The organism is Rhizobium sp. BK399, assembly GCF_014194695.1.
Classification (GTDB): Bacteria; Pseudomonadota; Alphaproteobacteria; order Rhizobiales; family Rhizobiaceae; genus Rhizobium.
Genome location: NZ_JACIAH010000001.1, coordinates 1,145,826 through 1,167,853 on the forward strand (window position 1 = coordinate 1,145,826; position 22,028 = coordinate 1,167,853).

The 22,028-nt window shown below is 60.9% G+C and carries 22 protein-coding genes; 8 read left to right on the plus strand and 14 right to left on the minus strand.

Annotated features, from left to right (window positions below; all coding sequences use genetic code 11):
• Position 1: 1 nt before the first annotated feature.
• Positions 2–775 carry an isocitrate lyase/phosphoenolpyruvate mutase family protein gene (locus FHT97_RS05705; RefSeq protein WP_183860481.1) on the minus strand — a complete coding sequence of 258 codons (774 nt, stop codon included), beginning with the start codon at positions 773–775 and terminating at the stop codon, positions 2–4.
• Complete coding sequence (locus tag FHT97_RS05710) at positions 772–1,851, minus strand: trifunctional transcriptional activator/DNA repair protein Ada/methylated-DNA--[protein]-cysteine S-methyltransferase (RefSeq protein ID WP_183860768.1); 1,080 nt, start codon at positions 1,849–1,851, stop codon at positions 772–774. The genes FHT97_RS05705 and FHT97_RS05710 overlap by 4 nt, the downstream gene beginning before the upstream one ends.
• Before the next feature lie 101 nt (positions 1,852–1,952).
• Here FHT97_RS05710 and FHT97_RS05715 point away from each other — a divergent pair, with 101 nt between their 5' ends.
• Both FHT97_RS05715 and FHT97_RS05720 read left to right on the plus strand, forming a co-directional pair.
• Positions 1,953–2,660: a pyrimidine 5'-nucleotidase gene (locus FHT97_RS05715; RefSeq protein WP_114711094.1), complete on the plus strand. Its 708-nt coding sequence runs from the start codon at positions 1,953–1,955 to the stop codon at positions 2,658–2,660.
• 110 nt (positions 2,661–2,770) lie between these two features.
• A complete protein-coding gene (locus tag FHT97_RS05720; RefSeq protein WP_183860483.1) occupies positions 2,771–3,409 on the plus strand; it encodes an EF-hand domain-containing protein in 639 nt (212 codons plus the stop codon).
• Between the two features lie 46 nt (positions 3,410–3,455).
• Here FHT97_RS05720 and FHT97_RS05725 read toward each other — a convergent pair whose 3' ends face one another.
• Positions 3,456–4,322: an LOG family protein gene (locus tag FHT97_RS05725; RefSeq protein ID WP_183860485.1), complete on the minus strand. Its 867-nt coding sequence runs from the start codon at positions 4,320–4,322 to the stop codon at positions 3,456–3,458.
• Positions 4,323–4,514: 192 nt separating this feature from the next.
• Here FHT97_RS05725 and dapD point away from each other — a divergent pair, with 192 nt between their 5' ends.
• The 3 genes from dapD (at position 4,515) to FHT97_RS05740 (ending at position 7,312) form a co-directional block, all read left to right on the plus strand.
• Entirely contained in the window at positions 4,515–5,375 is an 861-nt protein-coding gene (gene dapD / locus FHT97_RS05730) for a 2,3,4,5-tetrahydropyridine-2,6-dicarboxylate N-succinyltransferase (protein WP_183753170.1), read from the plus strand.
• Between the two features lie 160 nt (positions 5,376–5,535).
• Positions 5,536–6,729, plus strand: a complete 1,194-nt coding sequence (dapE, locus tag FHT97_RS05735; protein WP_183860487.1) for a succinyl-diaminopimelate desuccinylase — start codon at positions 5,536–5,538, stop codon at positions 6,727–6,729.
• The gene (locus FHT97_RS05740; protein ID WP_183753179.1) at positions 6,716–7,312 is read left to right on the plus strand and encodes a hypothetical protein; all 597 of its coding nucleotides are present in this window, start codon (positions 6,716–6,718) and stop codon (positions 7,310–7,312) included. The genes dapE and FHT97_RS05740 overlap by 14 nt, the downstream gene beginning before the upstream one ends.
• A 3-nt stretch (positions 7,313–7,315) precedes the next feature.
• Here the strand turns inward: FHT97_RS05740 and arsC are convergent, their stop codons facing one another.
• From arsC to FHT97_RS05765, 5 genes are all read right to left on the minus strand, one after another.
• Entirely contained in the window at positions 7,316–7,720 is a 405-nt protein-coding gene (gene arsC, locus FHT97_RS05745; protein ID WP_183860489.1) for an arsenate reductase (glutaredoxin), read from the minus strand.
• Positions 7,698–8,504: a tRNA pseudouridine(38-40) synthase TruA gene (truA, locus tag FHT97_RS05750; RefSeq protein WP_183860491.1), complete on the minus strand. Its 807-nt coding sequence runs from the start codon at positions 8,502–8,504 to the stop codon at positions 7,698–7,700. Before truA ends, arsC begins: the two co-directional genes overlap by 23 nt.
• Positions 8,504–9,439, minus strand: coding sequence for a methionyl-tRNA formyltransferase (gene fmt, locus FHT97_RS05755; protein WP_183860493.1), 936 nt, complete (start codon positions 9,437–9,439; stop codon positions 8,504–8,506). Before fmt ends, truA begins: the two co-directional genes overlap by 1 nt.
• Before the next feature lie 151 nt (positions 9,440–9,590).
• The gene (def, locus tag FHT97_RS05760; protein ID WP_114712448.1) at positions 9,591–10,109 is read right to left on the minus strand and encodes a peptide deformylase; all 519 of its coding nucleotides are present in this window, start codon (positions 10,107–10,109) and stop codon (positions 9,591–9,593) included.
• Between the two features lie 96 nt (positions 10,110–10,205).
• Positions 10,206–11,702 (minus strand): globin-coupled sensor protein, encoded by a 1,497-nt coding sequence (locus FHT97_RS05765; RefSeq protein ID WP_183860495.1) that lies wholly within the window; start codon positions 11,700–11,702, stop codon positions 10,206–10,208.
• A 194-nt stretch (positions 11,703–11,896) separates the two neighbouring features.
• On the opposite strand from FHT97_RS05765, the gene FHT97_RS05770 reads away from it, so the two are divergent.
• The 3 genes from FHT97_RS05770 (at position 11,897) to FHT97_RS05780 (ending at position 16,630) form a co-directional block, all read left to right on the plus strand.
• Positions 11,897–13,123, plus strand: a complete 1,227-nt coding sequence (locus tag FHT97_RS05770) for a DNA recombination protein RmuC (protein WP_183860497.1) — start codon at positions 11,897–11,899, stop codon at positions 13,121–13,123.
• Between the two features lie 48 nt (positions 13,124–13,171).
• Positions 13,172–14,071 carry a ribokinase gene (locus FHT97_RS05775; protein ID WP_183860499.1) on the plus strand — a complete coding sequence of 300 codons (900 nt, stop codon included), beginning with the start codon at positions 13,172–13,174 and terminating at the stop codon, positions 14,069–14,071.
• A 219-nt stretch (positions 14,072–14,290) separates the two neighbouring features.
• The gene (locus tag FHT97_RS05780; RefSeq protein WP_183860501.1) at positions 14,291–16,630 is read left to right on the plus strand and encodes a methyl-accepting chemotaxis protein; all 2,340 of its coding nucleotides are present in this window, start codon (positions 14,291–14,293) and stop codon (positions 16,628–16,630) included.
• 73 nt (positions 16,631–16,703) lie between these two features.
• Here FHT97_RS05780 and ptsN read toward each other — a convergent pair whose 3' ends face one another.
• The 6 genes from ptsN to lptC all read right to left on the minus strand — a co-directional run bounded on the left by ptsN (position 16,704) and on the right by lptC (position 21,903).
• A complete protein-coding gene (ptsN, locus tag FHT97_RS05785; RefSeq protein WP_183753195.1) occupies positions 16,704–17,168 on the minus strand; it encodes a PTS IIA-like nitrogen regulatory protein PtsN in 465 nt (154 codons plus the stop codon).
• A gap of 64 nt (positions 17,169–17,232) precedes the next feature.
• Positions 17,233–17,808, minus strand: a complete 576-nt coding sequence (gene raiA / locus FHT97_RS05790) for a ribosome-associated translation inhibitor RaiA (protein WP_016552530.1) — start codon at positions 17,806–17,808, stop codon at positions 17,233–17,235.
• Positions 17,809–18,061: 253 nt separating this feature from the next.
• On the minus strand, positions 18,062–19,621 hold the full coding sequence (gene rpoN, locus FHT97_RS05795) for an RNA polymerase factor sigma-54 (protein ID WP_183860503.1): 1,560 nt from the start codon (positions 19,619–19,621) through the stop codon (positions 18,062–18,064).
• A 157-nt stretch (positions 19,622–19,778) separates the two neighbouring features.
• On the minus strand, positions 19,779–20,561 hold the full coding sequence (gene lptB / locus FHT97_RS05800) for an LPS export ABC transporter ATP-binding protein (protein WP_016552528.1): 783 nt from the start codon (positions 20,559–20,561) through the stop codon (positions 19,779–19,781).
• Positions 20,562–20,600: 39 nt separating this feature from the next.
• Positions 20,601–21,224, minus strand: a complete 624-nt coding sequence (locus FHT97_RS05805) for an LptA/OstA family protein (RefSeq protein WP_016552527.1) — start codon at positions 21,222–21,224, stop codon at positions 20,601–20,603.
• Between the two features lie 13 nt (positions 21,225–21,237).
• Positions 21,238–21,903 (minus strand): LPS export ABC transporter periplasmic protein LptC, encoded by a 666-nt coding sequence (lptC, locus tag FHT97_RS05810; RefSeq protein WP_183860505.1) that lies wholly within the window; start codon positions 21,901–21,903, stop codon positions 21,238–21,240.
• Positions 21,904–22,028: the final 125 nt, after the last annotated feature.

Below are 22,028 nucleotides of genomic sequence, written 5' to 3' on the forward strand. Positions count from 1 at the left end.
GTTAGCCCGCGGCGGCATAGACCGCCGCGGCTGCCTCTTTCAGCTTCTCCATCATCGCCCGATATGGTCCCGGCCCGTAGCTGACGCGGCTGACACCGAGCTTCGCCAGCGTTTTCACGTCGGGGGCGCCCGGCCGCATCATGATGTTGATCGGCAGCGGCGACGCGGCGCAGACCTTCTCGATGAGACCCTCGTCGATCAGCCAAGGCACGAAGAAGCCGTTGGCGCCGGCGGCAGCGTAAGCCTTGCCGCGCTCGATCGCTTCCTCAACCAGACCGGCATGCTTCGAAAGATCACCTTCGCGCAGGAACAGATCGGTGCGTGCATTGATGAAGAAGGCAATGCCGCGGCGGTCCGCCATCTCGCGGATGGCGCGGATGCGGGCGACCTGCTTCTCGACGGCGTGCAGCCCTTCGCCGCCAACCACCTGATCTTCAAAGTTGATACCGACTGCGCCGGCGTCGATCAGCTTTTCGACATTGGTGGCAGCACCCGCCGGATCGGTGGAATAGGCACCCTCGAAATCGACCGAGAGAGGCAGGCCGTTGACCGCGGTGATCTGGCGGGTGGTGGCGATCAACGCCTCCATCGGAATCTTTTCACCATCACCATAGCCCTGTGCTGCCGCGACCGACCAGCTTCCCGTCGCCAGCGCCTTTGCGCCGGCTTCGGTCACCGCCTTCGCCGTTCCGGCGTCCCATATGTTATAAAGGACGACGGGATTGCCCTTTTGATGCAAGGCGCCGAACGCCTTTGCCTTCTCAGCCTGATTCATTGAATTCCCTCCACAGACAATCTCTTGGATTTCATCTCATTTTCGTGTCGCAAAAGCCATTGCTTGCGCCAGAGCCCGCCGCCGTAGCCAGTCAGTGAGCCATCGGCGCCGATCAGCCGGTGGCAGGGGATGACAATCGCCATCTGGTTCGCCCCGTTTGCGCGGCCGACCGCGCGTACGATCTGCGGGTTTTCCATATCGCGCGCAATGTCGCCGTAGGCGCGTGTCTCGCCAACGGGTATCTCCATCAGCTTCGACCAGACCTGCCGCTCGAAAGCCGTGCCGAAACCCAGCGCAAGCGGCGTCCGGAAGGATGCCGATCTGCCATCGAAATACGCCTTCAGCTCGGCATCGATCTGCTCGATCGCCGGCGTGCGGCCGGCCGCGACGGTAGAGCGCGTCTTGCGCTGCAGCTTGTCCAGCTCAGCAGGCAGAGCCTTGCGGTCGTGGAATTCGAGGAGATGCAAATGCGTCTGGTCGGCCACAGCAACCATGGGGCCGAGCGGCGTTTCGAACCAATCCGCACGCAGAAGGTCGCGTTTCTGCGATAGCGCGGGCGCTTTGCCGATCAGCCGCTGAAATGCCGCGCGGAAGCCGCTGCCCGATTCATACCCTGCCTCGATCTGAGCGTCGATGACACGGGCGCCATTCGCCAGCTGTCTCGCCGCCTCGCCAAGACGGCGATAACGGGCGATATCGAGAAAGGTCATGCCGAGGGATCGCTTGAAGGCTCTCCGTACGGTCGAGGGATCGTAGCCGCCCGCAATCAGATCGTCCTCCGTCCATCGCACTGCGGGATCGCGGTCGAGCGCGGTGAGGAGCTGGTCGACGATCGGCTCCCTGCCCGCCTCCTCCAGAGGCCGGCAGCGTTGGCAGGGCCGAAATCCGGACTGCATGCAGGTGGCGATAGAACCATAGAACAGCGTGTTTTCCCGCTTCGGTTTACGAGCCGGGCAGGTCAGCCGGCAGAAGATGCCGGTTGTCTTGACGCAGACATAGGCAAGGCCTTCATAGGCCGGGCTGCGGGCAATCAGCGCATCGTAAAGCGCGTCGTCACTGGGAAGGTCGAAGAGCATGAGGCGTTCTACCATCCCTTCCCGGCTGCGTCCGCCGCAAATCGGGCGTCTATTTTTTCTTGCCGATTTCCTTGCCCGGCAAGCCGTGCCATAACGACCGCATGACCAAGATAGATCGCACGCCGACCAAGGCGGACTTCTCGCATGTGACCGAGTGGGTTTTCGACCTCGACAACACGCTCTATCCGCACCACGTCAATCTTTTCGCGCAAATCGACAAGAACATGACGGCCTATGTCGCGACCCTGCTGCAGATGGAGCGGGACGAGGCGCGTAAGCTGCAGAAACAGTACTACCTCGATCACGGTACGACCCTGCAGGGGCTGATGATCCACCACGGTATCGATCCGAACGACTTCCTCGAGAAGGCGCATGCGATCGACTATTCGAGCCTGACGGCGCAGCCGGAACTCGGCGCGGCAATCAAGGCCCTGCCGGGCCGCAAGTTCATCTTCACCAATGGCAGCGTCAGGCATGCCGAGATGGCGGCGGGCGCGCTCGGCATCCTCGAGCATTTCGACGACATCTTCGACATCGTGGCCGCCGATTTCGTGCCGAAACCGGCGCAGGAGACCTATGACAAGTTCACTGCGCTGAAGCGGATCGAAACCGGCAAGGCGGCGATGTTCGAGGATCTCCCACGCAACTTGAAGGTCCCGAAAGCGCTCGGCATGCAGACGGTCCTGCTGGTGCCGAACAATCTCGAGGACACGGTCGTCGAATGGTGGGAAAAGACCAGCGGAGAGGACGATCACATCGACTTCGTGACCGACGATCTCACTGATTTTCTTGCGAAGATTGCCGACTAGATTACAGAAATTTCATCCAGCTTACCGATCTTTAATTGGGCAATTTGCCGCACCGGCCCTACCCTTTCACCTGTAGTCCTCATTGTGATTGCAGATCGAAAGGAATTGAGATGTCACGAAACAAGCTGATACTGGCCGCACTCTCCTCCGTCATGATCGTCGGTGCCGCAGCCGGCACCAGTTTTGCCGCCTCTCACGACAAGAAGCATCATTCGTCGCGCCCGCAACACGCCATGGGCATGATGATGGGGCCGCGCATGGGCGCGATCCGTGAAGTCATCTTCGTTCGCATGCTGAAGCAGTTCGACACGAACAAGGACGGACAGATTTCCAAGCAGGAAGCCAAGGACGGGATGGAGGCAATCTTCGTCGCGATCGATACCGACAAGGACGGCTCCCTGACGCCAGGCGAAATCCGCAAATACCGCGAAGCGCAGATGGCCAAGGTAAAGGCACCCGCCGATGATGCAACGGATGACGATGCTACGCCGATGGCGCCGCCGGCCGATGCCGACAATGCTCAGCCGGCGCCATCGCAGCCCGGTCCCGACGGCCGTCCGGATCGCCGCGGCATGCATGGCGGGATGATGCGCGGCATGATGATGATGCAGCGCTTCGATACCGACGAGAACGGCCAGATCTCCAAGCAGGAAGCCGAAGCGGCCTTCGACAAGTTCTTCACCTGGATGGATCGCAACAAGGACGGCACGATCTCGCTCGACGACATGCCGGATCGTCCGTTCCCGTAAGCTAGAGCTTACATAGATCGAAGCCCGCCAACCGGCGGGCTTTTTCTTACTCGTGGTGTTCGTAGAAATCCTGGATGATCTTCCAGGCATCGTCGGCAGTATCGACGAAGCTGATCAGGTCGACATCGTCGGGCGCAATCGTGCCGAATTCCGCAAGCGCCTCGAAATTGACGATGCTCCTCCAGAACTTCTCGCCGAACAGGATCAACGGCATCTTTTCCATCCGGCCGGTCTGGATCAGCGTCAGGCACTCGAAGAATTCATCGAGCGTACCGAAGCCGCCGGGGAAGACAGCGATCGCCTTGGCCCGCACCATGAAGTGCATCTTGCGGATCGCGAAATAATGGAAATTGAAGCTCAATTCCGGCGTCACGTAGACGTTCGGCGCCTGCTCGTGCGGGAGCACGATGTTGAGGCCGATCGAGGGAGCACCTTCATCAGCCGCACCACGGTTGCCGGCCTCCATGACACCGGGGCCGCCGCCCGTAACGACGACATACTCATGAAAATCGAATCCCGCCGAATATTTCGAGCACAGACGGGCGAACTTGCGTGCTTCGTCGTAGTAGACCGAAGCTGCCTCGAGGTTGGCGCGCTGCGTTTCGTTTCTCGCTGCCCATGCGCTCTGGCCTGGCGCCGGAATGCGGGCGCCGCCGAACATGACAACCGTCGACTTGATGCCGCGCTCGGTCAGCAGCATTTCCGGCTTCATCAGCTCCAGCTGCAGGCGGATCGGCCGCAGCTCTTCGCGGCATAGAAAGTCTTCATCGACATAAGCAAGACGATAGGCAGGCGACAGCGTCTGGGGTGTTTTCGGCACGGCTTCGGCGCGATGCTTGTCGGTTGCGCTCGTCTTCAGCGGGTCCCAGACGCCATCCTTGCGCCGCAGCCTGCTGTTTTTTGTTTTTGCCATGTCAAAATGCCTCTCAGTACGCCCGGCAGGTGGTGCCGGTATGTCGTTTCCTGCTTTGAATTGGGAGAGTTACCACGCCCCGAAAAATCATTCCATTTTACCCCTGCATGGGATAGAGCAGATCGCGTCCCGCCAATCACAATTCCGGAGGCTTCGGTCTCCACGATAGAGATCGAAGTTTAAGGAATTCCCATGAGCGCCAGCGACCTTTCTTCCCTTGAAAAGACAATCGAAGCTGCCTTCGATAACCGTGACAACGTCAATACGTCCACGAAGGGCGAAGTTCGCGACGCTGTCGAGGCAGCGCTCGAACTGCTCGATGGCGGCAAGGCACGTGTTGCCGAGCGCGGCAGCGACGGCGCCTGGAAGGTCAATCAGTGGCTGAAGAAGGCCGTGCTTCTCTCCTTCCGCCTGAACGACATGGAGGTCGTCAAGGGCGGTTCGGGCAACTCGACCTGGTGGGACAAGGTGCCTTCCAAGTTCGAAGGCTGGGGTGAAAACCAGTATCGCGCCGCCGGCTTCCGCGCCGTGCCGAACTGCGTCGTGCGTCGCTCGGCCTATATCGCCAAGAACGTCGTGTTGATGCCGTCCTTCGTCAATCTCGGCGCCTTCGTCGATGAAGGCACGATGGTCGATACCTGGGCGACAGTCGGTTCCTGCGCACAGATCGGCAAGCATGTGCATCTCTCTGGCGGCGTCGGCATTGGCGGCGTTCTTGAGCCGATGCAGGCCGGCCCGACGATCATCGAGGACAACTGCTTCATCGGCGCGCGATCGGAAGTCGTCGAAGGCTGCATCATCCGCGAGGGCTCGGTCCTCGGCATGGGCGTCTATATCGGCAAGTCGACCAAGATCGTCGATCGCGCCACGGGCGAAGTGATGTACGGCGAAGTGCCGCCCTACTCCGTCGTCGTTGCAGGCTCCATGCCTTCGGGCAACGCCACCATGGCGAACGGCTTGCCGGCACCACACCTCTACTGCGCCGTCATCGTCAAGCGCGTCGACGAAAAGACCCGCTCGAAGACGGGCATCAACGAACTGCTGCGCGACTGATCAAGTCTTGGCGTTCCGGCGGTCCGCGCATCTGAAAAGACGCGCGCCGCCCGAACGCTGACGGTCGGACTTGATCCGGCAAAATGAACGGCACATTTCAACAAGGCGGCATCGCCGGCTTGCCTTTTCTTTGCCATTACAGCTGGATAGTTCCACTCCCATGACCGCTACCGATCCCGTCGCCAATCTTCAGACCCTGATTCGCTGCCCGTCCGTCACGCCTGCCGAGGGCGGTGCGCTTTCGGCACTCGAAGCAATGCTGTCGCCGCTCGGCTTCAAGGTCGACAAGGTGACGGCGACGGAACCGGGAACGCCCGACATCGAGAACCTCTATGCGCGGCTCGGCACCGAGGGCCCGCACCTGATGTTTGCCGGGCATACGGATGTGGTGCCGGTTGGCGACGAAGCGGCCTGGACGCATCCGCCCTTTGCCGCCGAGATCGCCGACGGCGAACTCTTTGGCCGTGGCGCGGTCGACATGAAGGGCGGCGTTGCCTGCTTCGTTGCGGCCATTGCCCGCCATGTCGAAAAGCATGGAGCGCCGAAGGGCTCGGTCTCCTTCCTGATCACCGGCGACGAGGAGGGCCCGGCGGTCAACGGCACGATCAAGCTGCTCAAGTGGGCGGCCGAGCGCGGCGAGCGATGGGATGCCTGCCTCGTTGGCGAACCGACCAATCCGGACCAGCTCGGCGACATGATCAAGATCGGTCGTCGCGGTTCGCTGTCCGGCAAAATCACCGTGCACGGCGTCCAGGGCCATGCCGCCTATCCGCATCTGGCCGACAACGCGGTGCGCGGCATCCTGCAACTGACGCAGGCCCTGATGCACCCGCCATTCGATGCCGGCACCGACAACTTCCAGCCGTCGAACCTCGAAGTGACGACCATCGACGTCGGCAATCCGGCGACGAACGTCGTGCCGGCCAAGGCGACAGCGAGCTTCAACATCCGCTTCAACGACACGTGGACAGCGGAAAGCCTGCAACAGGAGATCCTGCGCCGGCTCGATGCCGCCGCCGCGGACGGTGTGCTGCGCCCCGGCCGTCCGCCGCTCAAATACGACATCATGTGGGCTGAGCGTCCGAGCCACGTCTTCCTGACGCGCAACAATGCGCTGATCGCCTCGCTATCCTCCGCCGTCGAGAGCGTAACCGCCCAGTCGCCGAAGCTTTCCACCACGGGCGGCACGTCCGACGCCCGCTTCATCAAGGATTATTGCCCGGTCGTCGAGTTCGGCCTCGTTGGTCAGACAATGCATATGGTCGATGAGCGCGTTGCCGTTTCCGACCTCGAGCGACTCACGGTAATCTATGAAACCTTCATCGAGCGCTGGTTCGCGAATGCCGGGCTTTAGGGAAGTTCAATACTATCTTGCCGGAATCTGGCTGCTGATCCGCATGGACCCGCGCGGCTTCCGTTTTCTCGACATGTCGGAGCGCGGCGTCAACCGCTCGTTCTGGGCGATCTTCTGGTGCCTGCCGCCGATGGGGATCTCGTGGCTCTGGTGGCGCCAGGCCTTCCTGCAAACGATGCCGCCGCACACCAATGTCGGCGCGCTCTTCTATTTCCGCCTCGGACTCGTCGAAGCCGCCAACTGGTTCGTACCGCTGGTTTTTGCGGGCTTGCTGCTACTCGCCTTCAAGAAGGGCGAGCGTTTCGCGCCCGTCATCGTCAGCGTCAATTGGCTGGGTGTGCCGCTTTCCTATATCAACGGGCTGCTGCTGGCGCTGGTCTTCTTCCTGCCGCAACTGATGGGCTTCGTGTCTCTGCTGCTTTTGGCTTTCATGCTGGCGCAGGTCTTCGCCATCGCCCGCATTCTCAGGATGATCTTCCACGGCCAAGGGCTGATGGTTGGCGCGATGACGCTGGTGCTGCTGGTCCCGTCGCTGATGCTGTCGGAATACCTGCAACGCTTTCTCGGCATCTATCCCGTCTAGCAGCTATTTGCCTTGAACGACTTCACCATCTTCCTTCGTGAAGGTCCCGATGGAGGCATTCGGCAGGATATCCAGCACCGTCTCCGAGGGCCGGCAGAGCCGCACGCCCTTTTCCGTGACGACGATCGGGCGATTGATCAGGATCGGATGCGCGATCATCGCGTCGAGCAACTGGTCATCACTCAGCGATGGATCGTCCAATCCGAGTTCATCGTAGGGCGTGCCCTTTTGGCGCAGCAGCGCGCGGACGGGGATCCCCATCGCAGCGACCAGCTCGGCCAATCGCTCGCGTGTCGGCGGCGTTTTCAGATAGTCGATCACTACCGGCTCCTCGCCGGATTGGCGGATCATCGCAAGCGTGTTGCGCGAGGTGCCACAAGCGGGATTATGATAGATCGTCGTCGTCATCGCGTGCCTCCTTTTCCCGCCGGCGATCGGTGATCACCTCGGGATAATCGACCTGCATGAAATAAAGTCCGTCCGGCGGCGCCACCGGGCCGCAAGCCTTGCGGTCGCGGGCTTCGAGCGCGGCGCGCACATCGTCTGGTGTCCATTTCCCCTCGCCGGCGAGCTTCAATGTGCCGGCGAAGGAGCGGATCTGGTTGTGCAGGAAGCTCTGTGCGGTCGCGCGGATTTCGATCAGTTCGCCGCTTCTTGTGACGTCCAGCCGATCCAGCGTACGGACAGGACTATTCGCCTGGCAATGGGCGGAACGGAAGGTGGAGAAATCGTGCTTGCCGACAAGGGTCTGCGCGGCCGCATGCATAGCATCGTGATCGAGAGGTTTCGGCACCCACCAGGCCTTGCCAGCCTCGAGTGCCAGCGGCGCCCGGCGGCTGATGATGCGGTAGAGATAATGGCGCCGCAGCGCCGAGAAGCGGGCATCGAAAAACTCGCTGGCCGCTTCCACGTTGATGATCGCGACCCGTTCGCCTGCCATCTTGAGGTGGGCGTTCAGCGCATTCTGCAGCTTGAAGGGCGACCATTCCCTGGCAAGATCGGCATGGATGACCTGGCCTGTCGCATGGACGCCGGAATCGGTGCGGCCGGCCCCGCGGATCGACACCGTTTCGCCGCTTGCCGAAAGAATCGCCTTCTCAATCGCGCCCTGGACGGAAGGTCCGTTGTCCTGCCGCTGCCAGCCGACATAAGGGCCACCGTCATATTCGACGATCATGCGGTAGCGATGCATCAGGTGAGCCTCGTACCTGATGCAAGCGGCGTTCCGCGAAGGAAATCGGCAGCCTGTAGCGGCTTGCCGCCAGCCTTCTGCAGTTTAGTGAGACGTACGGCGCCGGTTCCGCAGGCGACAACCAGATCGTCGGTCAGCAGGTCACCCGCAACCCCTTGACCTTGTGCGAGCTCGGACGCCAGCACCTTCACACGTTCCGGCTTGCCGCCGATCGCAACCTCGAACCATGCGCCGGGAAACGGCGCCAGGCCGCGAATGTGATTGTGGACGTCGGTAGCGTTCTTCGAAAAGTCGATCCGCGTCTCGCCTTTGTCGATCTTGGCGGCGTAGAGCACACCGTGCGACGGCTGGGGCGTCAGGGGCAGCTCGCCCATCTCGAGCTTGACGATCGCCTCGGCCATCGCCTTGGCACCGACATGCATCAGTCTGTCGTGCAACTCGCCAGCCGTGGTGTTGGCGCCGATCTCGACTTCGCTGGTGAGGGCGACCGGGCCGGTATCCAGCCCCTTGTCCATCTTCATCACCATCATGCCGGTCTTTTCGTCGCCGGCCATGATCGCCCGCTGGATCGGGGCGGCACCGCGCCAGCGCGGCAAGAGCGAGGCATGACCATTGTAGCAGCCAAGGCGGGTACCGGTCAGGATCGCCTCCGGCAGCAGCAGGCCATAGGCCACGACAACGGCAACGTCGGCGTCGTGCGCCTTGAAGCGCTCACGTTCTTCCGGATCCTTGAAATTCACTGGCGTAAAGACGGGAATGCCGAGCAGTTCAGCGGCTTGATGCACCGGCGACTTCTGCAGATCGAGACCGCGCCGCCCACCCGGCCGCGGAGGCTGCGTATAGACACCGATGATTTCATGCCCGCCATCGACCAGCGCGCGCAAGGTCGGAACAGAGAATTCGGGCGTACCCATGAAGATGATGCGAAGCGACATTGTATCTCGCCATGTTGCAGATCGTCACCCGTCTTCAAACGGGCTTACGAGCCTAAGATCAAGTCCATTGGCTTGCCCGGCGACATCGCCGCCGGAGTTCCAGGCGCTTGGGGTCGTCGTCGGATCGTAATCGACTCCCGGCAAACCCCGCTTAAAGCGCCTTCGCCGACTTCGCTGCCTTGGTGAACTTCTTGATCACCATGTCGCGCTTCAGGCGCGAGATGTGGTCGATGAAAAGCACGCCGTTCAGGTGGTCGATCTCGTGCTGCAAGCAGGTCGCGAGCAAGCCGTCGGCCTGCACCGTCTGCTCCTTGCCGTCGCGGTCGAGATAGTTGACGGTGACGGTCGCCGGCCGTTCGACTTCGGCGTAGTAATCAGGGATGGATAGGCAGCCCTCTTCGTACACCGAGCGCTCGTCTGAGGATGCGACGATTTCCGGGTTGACGAATACCAGCGGCTGCTTCTCTTCGCCCTCGCGGGAAACGTCAATCACCAGCATGCGGCGCGGCACGCCGATCTGGATGGCAGCAAGGCCGATGCCTGGCGCGTCATACATGGTTTCAAGCATGTCGTCGGCGAGACGCTGAAAATCGGCGTCGACGCGCTCGATCGGCTTGGAAACCTGACGAAGCAGCGGATCGGGGAGAATGATGAGTGGCTTGATGGTCATGGCGTTCCCATAACGCATCTTTTTCCAGGATGGAATTATCCGGCAGGCGGGCGGGACGCTTTTTTACGTCCCAGCCCGGATTTTCGCCGCATTCCTTTAAGCGGCGCGGCGTGGCGCGGCCATCGAGCGATGCTCGCCGCCGGTACGGAACCGCTGCAGCAGCGCCACAAGATTGTCGACCTCGCCGCGCAGATGCCGGGTTTCGGCCGAAGTGTTCTCGACCATGCCCGAGTTTTGCTGGGTAATGGTATCCATGTTGCGGATGGCGATGCTGACCTCATTGACGCCGGTTGCCTGATCGCGCGCGGCGGCGGCGATATCGGCAACAAAGCGGTTGATGATGTCGATGCGGTTGATCATGTCGTTGAGCGCCTCACCGGTGCTGCTGACGATGTCGACGCCCTCGTTCACCTGGATCGAGCTCTCCGAAATCAGGTTCTTGATTTCCTTGGCGGCGTCGGCTGTGCGTTGAGCGAGCTGGCGGACTTCCTGCGCGACAACTGCAAAACCCTTGCCCGCATCGCCGGCACGCGCCGCTTCGACGCCGGCGTTCAGTGCCAAAAGGTTTGTCTGAAAGGCGATCTCGTCGATCACGCCGATGATCTTGGAGATCTCCGTGGAAGACTTTTCGATGCCGGCCATGGCGGAAACTGCGCTGGTCACAAGCTCGCCGGAGTTCTTCGCCTTCTGCTGCGTTTCGCGAACGGCGCCAGATGCCTTTTCGGCATTTGCCGCCGTCTGGCCGACGCTGACCGAGAGCTGCTGCAGCGCCGCCGAACTTTCTTCGACACCGGCGGCCTGCTGAGCGGTACGCAGAGCAAGGTCATCGGACGCCTTGGCAATTACATCCGTACCCTTGAGAATCTCACCCGAGGTTGCCCGCACAGAGACGAAGGAGGTGCGAAGTGCGGCGACAGCACGGTTGTAATCGTCAGCCATGGCTTTGAAGTTGCCCGGAAGATCGGGTGGCAGAGTCGCCTCGAGATCGCCGTTAGAGAGTGCCTCCAGCCCGCGGCGAAGATGATCGAGTGCGATCGCCTGATCCTGTTCGGCCTTTGCACGTTCCGCTTCCAGCGTCCGGCGCTTTTCTTCAAGAGTTTCCAGGTAGACCGAGATCGAGTAATCCATGTCGAGCATCGCGGCCTTGATGACAGCTGCCAGCTTCTCGGCCAGGACCTTGCCCTGCTGCCTGCCAAACATAGAAGGCCACTGCTTGGCCATGAGGCCCTTCACGAGTTCGCTCATCAGCAAAGCATAGCCGCCGATGTACCAGCGTGGCTCGAGCCCGATGCGGGCGTGCGTCTTGCCGACCGCAACCACCCCCTTCACATAGGACTCGTCGAAGTTGCCGCCCGCTAGGTTCGCCCAGTGGTCTTCCTGGCGCTTCTTAGCATGGCCCATGTGCGCCTTGTCGGCGAAGAAGCTTGCGACATCAGAGGTCTTCGCCAGTTTCGCATAGAACTTGTCCAGTGCGCCACCGAGCAGCTCGGAGATCGCCGGGCGCATCTCCCGCAGGGCCGTGCGCGCTGCATCATCCAGCTCAATGAAATCGAGGCGTTGCTTGAGCGCGCTGTCGGACTGCTGGCTGGTCATGATGTCTCTGCTTCGTGATTGATACGGAAGGGAAAAATTGAGCAGAGCTTTTGCGCAATATGGTTGAGTAATGGTTAAATGAGCTTGTCATTTGTCAGCACTCGTTTCTTCCGGCATTGCGAGCGTTTCGAAGTGACTGTGAGTTGTTCACGTTTTGATCTAGTCATCTCATCCCGATTTGCTATGGTTGCGCCATGAACACCAGCTCTGAGTCGCTCTTCCTCGCCCTGTCGCATATTAGCCCCGCAATGCTGGCGCTCGCCGGCGGCGGAATTGCCGCAATGATCTTGCTCCTGGTCGTCCTCCTTGTCCGCAGTGGGCAGGTGCGGCGCGAGCAGGCAGAGGTTGCGAGCCTGCGCGCGGCAGAGGCGGATGCCCGCATGGCGGAACTTCTGAAGATCCAGTCCGAGATGCACGGGCGGATGTCGACGATGGCGGAAGTGTTCGGCTCGAGACAATCCGAATTGAACCAGGCGATCAACCAGCGCCTGGACGGAATGTCGCAGCGCGTCAGTACGACGATCAGCGAACAGACGAAGTCGACACACGAAAACCTGCAGCGGTTGCAGGAACGTCTCGCCGTCATCGATGCCGCACAGAACAATATCCAAACTTTGGCAAAGGACGTCGTCGGCCTGCAGGCGATCCTCTCCAACAAGCAGACGCGCGGAGCCTTCGGCCAATCGCGCATGGAGACGATTGTCGCGGATGGCTTGCCGATGGGCGCCTATGCCTTCCAGCAGACGCTGTCGAACGGCTCGCGCCCGGACTGCACGATCCGCATGCCGAACGGCGCGCCGCCGCTGGTGATCGATGCCAAGTTTCCACTTGAGGCCTGGAACGCGATACGCGATGCCGGCGGGCCTGACGGAGCCAAGGTCGCCTCGCAGCAGTTTCGCCGCGACATGGAGACGCATATACGCGATATCTCCGAAAAATATCTGATCCAGGGGGAGACGCAGGACACCGCCTTCATGTTCGTCCCGTCGGAATCGATCTTCGCGGAGATCCACGAGAATTTCGAAGCGATCGTCCAGAAGGCGCATCGGTCGCGCATTGTCATCGTGTCGCCGTCACTGCTGATGCTCTCCATCCAGGTCATCCAGGCGGTGCTGAAGGATCAGCGCATGCGGGCCCAAGCGCATGTCATCCAGGGCGAGGTGGCGAACCTGATGGATGACCTCGGCCGGCTCGACGAGCGCGTCCGCAAGCTGCAGAGCCATTTTTCCATGGCTCAGAGGGACGTCGACCAGATTCTCACCTCCACCGATAAGCTCACCAAGCGCGGCGCAAAGATCGAGGCCCTGGAGTTCGAAGGCAGCGACAATGGCAAGGCCGCGGCGCGCGACAACGACTCCTCGCCGAAATCCGTCGATAGCCGCAGCGGGCTTCTGAAGCTCAGAGTGGTTGACGACGAGTAAGCCCTTCGGGCAGTGTCGCGCCCAAGAAAAGCACGGGACGGGACACTCATGATCACAGTTTTCGGCTCCATCAACATGGACCTCATCGCCACCACCGCGCGGTTGCCGAAGCCCGGCGAGACCGTCGCCGGCAACGGCTTCTCGACGGCTGCTGGCGGCAAGGGCGCCAACCAGGCGCTTGCTGCGCGACGGGCGGGACGAACCGTTCACATGGCAGGCGCAGTCGGGCGAGATGGCTTCGCCGAGCCGGCGCTCGCGCTGCTGAAGGAAGCCGGCACCGAGCTTCAGGCGGTCAAACAGGTCGACGAGCCGACTGGCACCGCGTTGATCCTCGTCGGCGGTGACGGCGAGAACATGATTGCCGTGGTGCCAGGGGCAAACGGCACGATAACGCCAGCCGATGCCGACGCGGCGGTCCGTGCCATGAGCAGGGGCGACATCCTGATGCTGCAACTCGAAGTTCCGGTCCCGGCGGTCGAGCAGGCCCTGGCCAACGCCCGCGCCAAGGGCGTGACGACCGTGCTCAACCTTGCGCCGCTGATCGAAGACGCCGCCCGCCTCGGCCGCCTCGCGGACATCGTGATTGCGAACGAGACGGAATTCGAGCGGCTTGCCGGCCAGGAGAACATGGGCGCAGGCGACCGCGAGGCCGCATTGAAGCGCCTCAATGCGGAGACCGGGCAGACCCTGATCGTGACGCTTGGCGCGGACGGCGTCATTGCCATTCGCGACGGTGTCGTTTCTCGGGCCAAGGGACTGAAGATCGAGCCCGTCGATACGGTGGGCGCCGGCGACACTTTCTGTGGCTACTTCGCCGCGAGCCTCGATGAGGGACTGGATTTCGAAGCATCCTTGCGCCGCGCGGCGGTGGCCGGCTCACTCGCTTGCCTCAAGCAGGGGGCCCAGCCATCGATCCCATCGAGCTCGGACGTCGCAAACGCGCTATAAGACAGCCTCACCCGCGACACATTGAACCGTTCGCTGCAGATCCAGTCGATTTTTATAGGATTTCATTCAAATTTAAGAGGTTTTCGGTGATGTTCCAGCCATCACCGGACTTCCCTAGGGGGCCGGTTTCTGTAACGGCTGCTCCATGAGGGGGCGACGCCTCCGTCCCCTGTGCCGATGAATGCCCCGTCCGGCACATCCTTGCTCCCCGAGGACTCCATGTTCATCTTTCGCATGAAATCGCTTGCAGCCAAGCTTATCCTCATTACCGGCATTGCCATCGCATTCGTCCTCCTCGTCTCCAATTTCTTCCTCATCGGCGAGACGCGCAACCGCGTCCAGACGCTAACGATGGATCAAGCCAATCTCGAAGCGAAGGCGATCGCCAACGAGGTTGCTTCCTCCGTTGGAGAGTTGGCGGGCGCGGCCCGCTCGATGGCCGGCACGATCGGCCGCGGTCAGGAAGGCAAATATCTCGACCGCAAGGCCGTTCTCGACATGTTGAAGGCAAACGTCGAACGCAACCAGTTCGCCTTCGGAAGCTGGTTCGCCGAAGAGCCGAACGCCTTTGACGGCCAGTCGCCGACGATGGCAGGCAAGGTCGAATTCGGCGCCGGCAAGGATGGCACGTTCAACCCCTACTGGACGAAGAGCAAGGATGGTGGCTTCACCTTTTCGACCTTTGATTCCGACTACAAGGCTGCCTGGTACGCGCTCGCTGCGGAGAGCAAGAAGGGCGCACTGTCGCCGCCTTATGCGGAAACGACCACCGGTGAAAACACCGCGATGACCTCGATTGCCTATCCGGTCATGTCTGGTGGCAAGCTGATCGGTGTCAGCGGCGTCGACATCTCGCTTAAGTCGCTCCGCGACAAGCTCTCGACGCTGCATCCCTTCGGTTCCGGCCGCGTCACGCTGCTCTCGCAGACCGGCAAATGGATTGTCTCGCCGATCCCCGAACTCGCCATGAAGGACTACGACGGCGAAGGCACCGACGCCGTAAAGAGCGCGCTTTCGACACTGCAGCCCGCCGTCGTCAAGAACCTCGCCTATGACGGTTATGAACCCTTCGATCGCGTCGTTTACCCCTTCGCCCTACCCGACGTGAACACGACTTGGGTCGTCCTCGTCGACGTCCCGCACACCGCCATCAACGCGCCTGTTCAAGATCAGACCTTCATGATGGTCGCAGCCGGCATTCTCGTGCTCGCCGCGGTCATGATTGCCCTCTACCTAGCCGTCCGTTCTCTCGTCCAGCGCCCGATCGGCGGCCTCGTCGCCAGCGTCAAGGCACTTAGCGACGGCAAGTACGAGCAGCCGGTTGCCGGTCAGGAGCGGGCCGACGAGATCGGTTCGGTCGCGAAGGCGCTGGAAGGCTTCCGCTTTGCGCTTGCCGACACGCAGCGCCTCGAAGCTGAAGCGAACAACCAGAGAGACGCAGCCGAGGCCGAGCGCGGCCGGTCGGAGGCCGAGCGGCAGCAGTCCGTCACGCTGCAGCGTCACATCGTCTCGATCGTCGGTTCTGGCCTGTCCGAATTGTCTCAGGGCAATCTCGGTCACCGCATCACCGAGGAGTTCCCGGGCGAATATGCCAAGCTGAAGCAGGATTTCAACGCGGCGCTCGAAAGCCTCGAGGAAACCATCAAGACGATGAACCTCAGCGTCGTGAACATCGGCTCCGGCACCAGCGAAATCAGTGGCAGTGCCTCTGACCTCGCCAAGCGCACCGAACAGCAGGCAGCAAGCCTCGAAGAGACGGCGGCGGCACTGAACGAGCTTACCGCCCAGGTCAACTCGAGCGCCGAGAATGCCCGCACCGCCGCTGATAACGTCAACCTCGCCTGCGAGGATGCCGAAAAGTCAGGCGAAGTCGTGCGCAAGGCGATCGCTTCGATGCAGGGCATCGAGCAGTCCTCGACAGAGGTCTCGCGCATCATCAGCGTCATCGACGAGATCGCCTTCCAGACCAACCTGCTGGCACTGAACGCCGGCGTCGAAGCCGCCCGCGCTGGGGAAGCCGGCAAGGGCTTCGCCGTCGTCGCGCAGGAAGTCCGCGAGCTAGCTCAGCGTTCGGCAAATGCCGCCAAGGAGATCAAGACGCTCATCAACACCTCGGCCGTACAGGTCAAGGAAGGCGTCGATCTCGTCGGTCGCGCGGGCGACACGCTCCACAAGATCTCCGAGCAGGTCATGGGTATCAACGGTCTCATCCGCCAGATCTCGGCATCGGCCAGCGAACAGGCGATCGGCCTAAAAGAGATCAACCAGGCCATGAACCAGATGGACCAGGTGACCCAGCAGAACGCCGCCATGGTCGAGGAGACGACGGCCGCCAGCGTCACGCTCAACGACGAGGCGCAGACGCTGAAGCAGCTCGTCACGCGCTTCCGCGTATCCGGCATGAGCCACGCTTCGGCGCTGCGCTCGACGGCTCAGCAGATGCGTGCGCCGACCGCCGCTGCGACCTATCGCCAGGCCGCAGCTCCGGCACCGCGCCGGGCCGTCCCGCAGACACACGGTTCGGCAGCACTGGCCCAGGACAATTGGGAGGAATTCTAAGCCGAGCCCGGTCGCTCAAAACAAGAAAGGCGCCTGAGCAATCAGGCGCCTTTTCTAATGGAATGTCGAATGCTCAGGCAGCGTTCGAGGTCTGCTCTTCATTGAGGAATGCATAGATCGCCGACGCGGAGTCGGTCGCGCGCAGCTTGGCGACAAGATCGTGGTCACGCAGCACGCGGGCGATGCGAGACAGGGCCTTCAGGTGATCCGCACCGGCGCCTTCTGGCGCGAGAAGCAGGAACACAAGGTCAACAGGCTGATCGTCCAGAGCCTCGAAATCGACCGGCTGCTCAAGGCGCGCGAAGATGCCGACGATGGAGTGGACGCTTGCGAGCTTGCCGTGCGGTATGGCGATGCCGTTGCCGACGCCGGTGGAGCCGAGGCGCTCGCGCTGCAGGACAACATCGAAAACTTCCCGCTCCGAAAGTCCTGTGACTTTCGACGCCTTTGCAGCCAATTCCTGGAGGAGCTGTTTCTTGGAATTTACCCTGAGGGCGGGAATTATCGCATTTTGCTGCAGCAAATCTGCCAATGCCATTTTATTTTCCTTCTGCGCCGAGAGAGCGATGGCGGCAGCCTAACTGCCGCCCTTCGCCTTAACCTCAGCTTTTGATGCTGGCTGCATCGATCCAGCCAATGTTACCGTCATGCCGACGATAAACGATGTTCAATTGTTCCTTGCCGGGGCTGCGAAACAGCAGCAGCGGCTCATCCGTCATGTCGAGCGCCATCACGGCGGTCGCGACCGACATTGTTTTCAGTTGCTTGGTGCTTTCGGCGACGATCGCCGGCGCGAAATCATCCGGGATCTCGTCTTCGTTGTCCGACATGCCATCCATGACGGTATAGGCAACTTCCGCTGAACCATTCTGGTGATTTCCAGAGTAGTGATCCTTCAGCTTGCGCTTGTAGCGGCGAAGACGCTTTTCGATCCGCTCGGAAGCGGCATCGAACGCCAACTGCGGATCCATCGCCTCTCCGGCGGCATGCAATACAACTCCGCTATCGAGATGAAGCTTGCAGTCCGCGGAAAACCGGGCGTTGGCCTTATGTACGATCACTTGACCGGAATACCCTCCGTCGAAGTATTTCGTGACGGCTACACCGATTTGGTCCTCGATCCGCTGACGAAACGAGTCACCAATTTCCATATGTTTACCGGATACACGCACACTCATGGAGTTTCCCTTCTTATGGTAGTTTGCGAGTACCAGTTTACGCCAAGGCTCCCGCTCATCCAAGCACTTCGCACGATCCCAAGCAAGATCGGCCGAAGTTGCCGGCTTCAGGCGCCCTGAGGATGATGGGGATAACTTCCTAGCGCTGTCCACAGCGCCAATTGCGGCGGGCTTCTAGCCAGAAGTTACCAAAATGTCAACAGACTTTTATTAGCGCCTTGAAATACACGCACTGATGGCTGCGAAATCGCTCTCAAAAGCCCGCGACCTTGGCCAGGGCTTTCTTTTCGCGCCTGCGCTGGACGGAGGAAGCAATGCTCATTGCTTCACGGTATTTTGCCACTGTGCGACGAGCGAGATCGACGCCGCTCTTCTTGAGGATATCCGCTATATCGTCATCCGAAAGCACGGCCTCCGGGGTTTCCTGCATGATCAGCGTCCGGATCTTGTGGCGGACGGCCTCGGCCGAATGACTATCGCCGCCTTCAACGGCACTGATCGAAACGCTGAAGAAATACTTGAGCTCGAAGAGGCCGCGTGGTGTCAGCATGTACTTGTTTGACGTCACGCGGCTGACCGTGGATTCATGCATCTTGATGGCATCCGCCACCGTCTTGAGGTTGAGCGGTCGCAGGTGATCGACGCCATGCATCAGGAAGGCATCCTGCTGCCGGACGATCTCGCTTGCCACCTTCATGATCGTCTTAGCCCGCTGATCGAGGCTCCGGGTCAACCAGTTGGCGGTCTGCAGACATTCCGACAGAAAGGCGTAGTCATCGCCACTTTTCGTAACTTTTGAAAAATACGCCTGATTGACCAGAACGCGCGGCAGCGTGTCCGGATTGAGCTCGATCAGCCAGCCACCATCGGCGCTTGCGCGCACGACGACGTCAGGCATGATCGCCTCGGACATCCCTGCTTCGAAGCCGGTGCCGGGCTTCGGGTTGAGCTGGCGGATCTCGCTCAGCATGTCGAGCAGATCTTCCTCGTCAACGCCGCAAAGCCGTTTCAGTGTCGCGAAGTCACGCCGCGCCAGAAGCTCGAGATTGCCGACCAACGCTTGCATAGCAGGATCAAAGCGATCCTTCTGGCGAAGCTGGATCGCCAGGCACTCCGCCAGATTGCGGGCGAAAACACCGGGCGGATCGAGGGTCTGCAGGGCTGCGATCACCCGCTCGACATCGTCGGGGTCGGCGCCCAGGCGATCGGCCGCCTCGGTCGCATCGCCGTGAAGGTAGCCGGCCTCGTCGAGTTGGTCGACGAGATGCTGGGCAATCATCCGGTCGGCCATGTCGGGCAGAACAAAGGGCAGTTGCTGGGCCAGGTGGTCGCGCAGAGAGGTCTGGCCGGCAACGAAATCATCGAGATCGTAACTCTCTGCCCCATCGCCGCCGCCGGGCATCGATTTCCACTGGCTGATCAGCTCCGGCGCATCGGCGCGCTGCGGGGCACCGTCATCGGGAAAGACATTGGCGTAGTTGGCGTCGAGTTCATCGCTGAGGCGGTTTGCGCCCCCGGCGTTGCCACTCTCGTACCAGTCGCCCGACAGAACTTCAGTCCGGCTGTCGTAGCCGTCTTCGGAGGTCTCGTCCGGCTGCGATGCGTAAGCCTCGTCTTCCGCGCCGCCGCGCTCGGGAGCTGCGTCTGCGTCAGTCGACGGAATCTCGAGCAGCGGATTTTTCTCAACTTCCTGGGCAATGAACTGGGTCAGCTCAAAATGCGTCATCTGCAGCAACTGGATGGACTGCATCAGCTGCGGTGTCATCACCAGCGACTGGTTCTGGCGCAGAAAAAGGTTGGCCGACAATGCCATAGCGGACGCGAAACTCCCGTTCGTCTCCTCCGGGAAACCGCGTCCTGCCACGGGCTCAGGCCACGGATATCCAAGTTGGCCCAAAAATTGCTTTTTTATTCTATTTGGTCAAGCAGAACCGTCACGGAAGGTGAATTTCCGGGCTGGCCTGCACGCGTCAGAGGCTGAAATTGTCGCCGAGATACAGGCGGCGCACTTCCGGATTGTTGACGATGTCGTTGGCGCGACCATGCGTCAGCACTTCGCCTGCATGGATGATGTAGGCGCGGTCGATCAGGCCGAGTGTCTCGCGCACATTGTGGTCGGTGATCAGCACGCCGATACCGCGCCCTGTCAGGTGATGCACGAGGTGCTGGATGTCGGCGACGGAAATCGGATCGACGCCGGCGAACGGCTCGTCCAACAGCATGAAGGTCGGATCGGTTGCCAGTGCGCGAGCAATTTCCAGACGCCGCCTCTCGCCACCGGAGAGCGACACCGCGGCGCTCTTGCGCAGCTTGCGAATATGGAATTCGTCGAGCAGCTCGTCGAGTTTCTTCTCGCGTGCAGCCTTGTCGTTGATGTGCACTTCAAGAACCGCGCGAATATTTTCTTCGACGGTCAACCCACGGAAGATCGACGCTTCCTGCGGCAGGTAGCCGACACCTAGCCTCGAGCGACGGTACATCGGCATCGTCGTGACATCGTTGCCGTCGATCTCGATCGTACCCTCGTCAACGGGTACGAGCCCGGTGATCATGTAGAAGCAGGTAGTCTTGCCGGCACCGTTCGGGCCGAGCAGCCCGACGGCTTCGCCACGTCGAACGACCAGCGACACGCCGTTCACCACGCGCCGCGTGCTGTAGGTCTTTGTCAGACCGCGCGCGATTAGCGTGCCCTGATAGCGGCTCTTGTCACCGGCGGGGGTCTCAGCAGCTTGCTGCCCGGACCTGCCGAACATGGTCGATAGCGAGAATAACTTCACGTGGTAAGGCCGGGGTCAGTTCTGTTTCTGTGACTTCGGATCAAGCTGGATCTGGACGCGCCCCCCGCAGCTGTCCAACTGTGCCTGACCTGTTTCCATGTGGACCGTCAACTGGCAGCCCGTAAAGACGTTCGGTCCATCGGTCAAGACAACCTTGTCCCCCTTGAGGATGAACAGCTGCTTGGCCATATCGAACGAACCGTTGTCGGCGGTCGCTGTCTGCGTGCCCGAGGTCAGGTACACCTTATCCGTGACCACGATGTGATCGATATCCGTGTTTCCCGATGAAATCGACGCCGAGGTGTTCTGGGCGGGTGCAGCCTTCTTGGCGCCAGCGGCCGGCGCCGCGTTGGGATCGGCCTTCGGCTTGTAATAGACCGTCATGTGGCCGGCCTGCAGCGTTGTCTTGCCTTGTACGACCTTCACATTGCCCGTGAAATCGGCCGTGTGCTCCTGATCGTGGATCTCCAGCTTGTCGCTCTCGATCTGAATCGGTTCGTCCCTGTTCAGCTTCAGGCCGTCCATTTGGCTGGTCGTTGCCTGCGCCAGGGCGCCTCCGGCCAACAGCAGCAGCGCGACCGCGCCATTGAAAAATACTGCTCCCGCCTTGCGGGTAGAAATGCGACAATCGTTTGTCATGGTGACCCGGCTGTTAAGTGCCCTGTTTGTGAATAGCGGACGGATCGACATTCATGCGTACATTCCCCTCGAATGTGATCGTCTGCCCCTTATCCGTCATCTTGATCGACTGCGCAACAATAGAGGCGCCATCTTTCTGAATACTTACGGGATCCTCGCTGGTGAGTTTCCCACCTTTGATATCCACCTTGGCGGTCTGGAACTTGGCCGTAAGGCCGTTGCTCAACAGAATGGCAAAGGGGGATCGAACATCGAGATTGTCGGTCGCGCGATCGTAGTCCGCAGACGTCGCTTCGACGCGAGCGATCAGGTCGTCCTTCATCGGCACCGCAGCCTTGATCTTCTCAAGCGTCATCAGGTTCGGATTCTTGATATCCTGGAGCGCCCGTTCGGCCAGCATCGAATAGTTGATCCCGTCCGAATTGCGGCCCGAGATGGCGGGCTTTTCCATTACGACCTTGCCGTTCTCGATCTTGGCGCCCTCGATCTTTATATTTTCCGGCAGATAGGTGCGGATAACAGACACACCAATAAAGACCAGCGACACCACGACGGCCGCCACCGGCAGAATGACCTTCAGGCGGCGTACACGTGCGGAATGGAAGCGCGCATCGACATAGGCGCCTCGCTTCGGCGCCGCATAGTCGGCCTTTCCGCTGGTGTTCAATGTATTGAGCATAACCTGGTCCATGTCCGTGATCGGGCAGCTTATATAGGCGTTGCCGCGCCCGATCACAGTTCGTTTCGCATTATTACACTGACTTGCCAATATGGATTTTTTTCTGCAACAAGCAACAAAGGCGC

Bases quoted from the DNA above. Each gene is read 5' to 3' on its own strand.
- FHT97_RS05705 (WP_183860481.1), bottom strand. From the start codon at position 775: ATGAATCAGGCTGAGAAGGCAAAGGCGTTCGGCGCCTTGCATCAAAAG.
- FHT97_RS05710 (WP_183860768.1), bottom strand. From the start codon at position 1,851: ATGCTCTTCGACCTTCCCAGTGACGACGCGCTTTACGATGCGCTGATT.
- FHT97_RS05715 (WP_114711094.1), top strand. From the start codon at position 1,953: ATGACCAAGATAGATCGCACGCCGACCAAGGCGGACTTCTCGCATGTG.
- FHT97_RS05720 (WP_183860483.1), top strand. From the start codon at position 2,771: ATGTCACGAAACAAGCTGATACTGGCCGCACTCTCCTCCGTCATGATC.
- FHT97_RS05725 (WP_183860485.1), bottom strand. From the start codon at position 4,322: ATGGCAAAAACAAAAAACAGCAGGCTGCGGCGCAAGGATGGCGTCTGG.
- dapD (WP_183753170.1), top strand. From the start codon at position 4,515: ATGAGCGCCAGCGACCTTTCTTCCCTTGAAAAGACAATCGAAGCTGCC.
- dapE (WP_183860487.1), top strand. From the start codon at position 5,536: ATGACCGCTACCGATCCCGTCGCCAATCTTCAGACCCTGATTCGCTGC.
- FHT97_RS05740 (WP_183753179.1), top strand. From the start codon at position 6,716: ATGCCGGGCTTTAGGGAAGTTCAATACTATCTTGCCGGAATCTGGCTG.
- arsC (WP_183860489.1), bottom strand. From the start codon at position 7,720: ATGACGACGACGATCTATCATAATCCCGCTTGTGGCACCTCGCGCAAC.
- truA (WP_183860491.1), bottom strand. From the start codon at position 8,504: ATGCATCGCTACCGCATGATCGTCGAATATGACGGTGGCCCTTATGTC.
- fmt (WP_183860493.1), bottom strand. From the start codon at position 9,439: ATGTCGCTTCGCATCATCTTCATGGGTACGCCCGAATTCTCTGTTCCG.
- def (WP_114712448.1), bottom strand. From the start codon at position 10,109: ATGACCATCAAGCCACTCATCATTCTCCCCGATCCGCTGCTTCGTCAG.
- FHT97_RS05765 (WP_183860495.1), bottom strand. From the start codon at position 11,702: ATGACCAGCCAGCAGTCCGACAGCGCGCTCAAGCAACGCCTCGATTTC.
- FHT97_RS05770 (WP_183860497.1), top strand. From the start codon at position 11,897: ATGAACACCAGCTCTGAGTCGCTCTTCCTCGCCCTGTCGCATATTAGC.
- FHT97_RS05775 (WP_183860499.1), top strand. From the start codon at position 13,172: ATGATCACAGTTTTCGGCTCCATCAACATGGACCTCATCGCCACCACC.
- FHT97_RS05780 (WP_183860501.1), top strand. From the start codon at position 14,291: ATGTTCATCTTTCGCATGAAATCGCTTGCAGCCAAGCTTATCCTCATT.
- ptsN (WP_183753195.1), bottom strand. From the start codon at position 17,168: ATGGCATTGGCAGATTTGCTGCAGCAAAATGCGATAATTCCCGCCCTC.
- raiA (WP_016552530.1), bottom strand. From the start codon at position 17,808: ATGAGTGTGCGTGTATCCGGTAAACATATGGAAATTGGTGACTCGTTT.
- rpoN (WP_183860503.1), bottom strand. From the start codon at position 19,621: ATGGCATTGTCGGCCAACCTTTTTCTGCGCCAGAACCAGTCGCTGGTG.
- lptB (WP_016552528.1), bottom strand. From the start codon at position 20,561: ATGTTCGGCAGGTCCGGGCAGCAAGCTGCTGAGACCCCCGCCGGTGAC.
- FHT97_RS05805 (WP_016552527.1), bottom strand. From the start codon at position 21,224: ATGACAAACGATTGTCGCATTTCTACCCGCAAGGCGGGAGCAGTATTT.
- lptC (WP_183860505.1), bottom strand. From the start codon at position 21,903: ATGCTCAATACATTGAACACCAGCGGAAAGGCCGACTATGCGGCGCCG.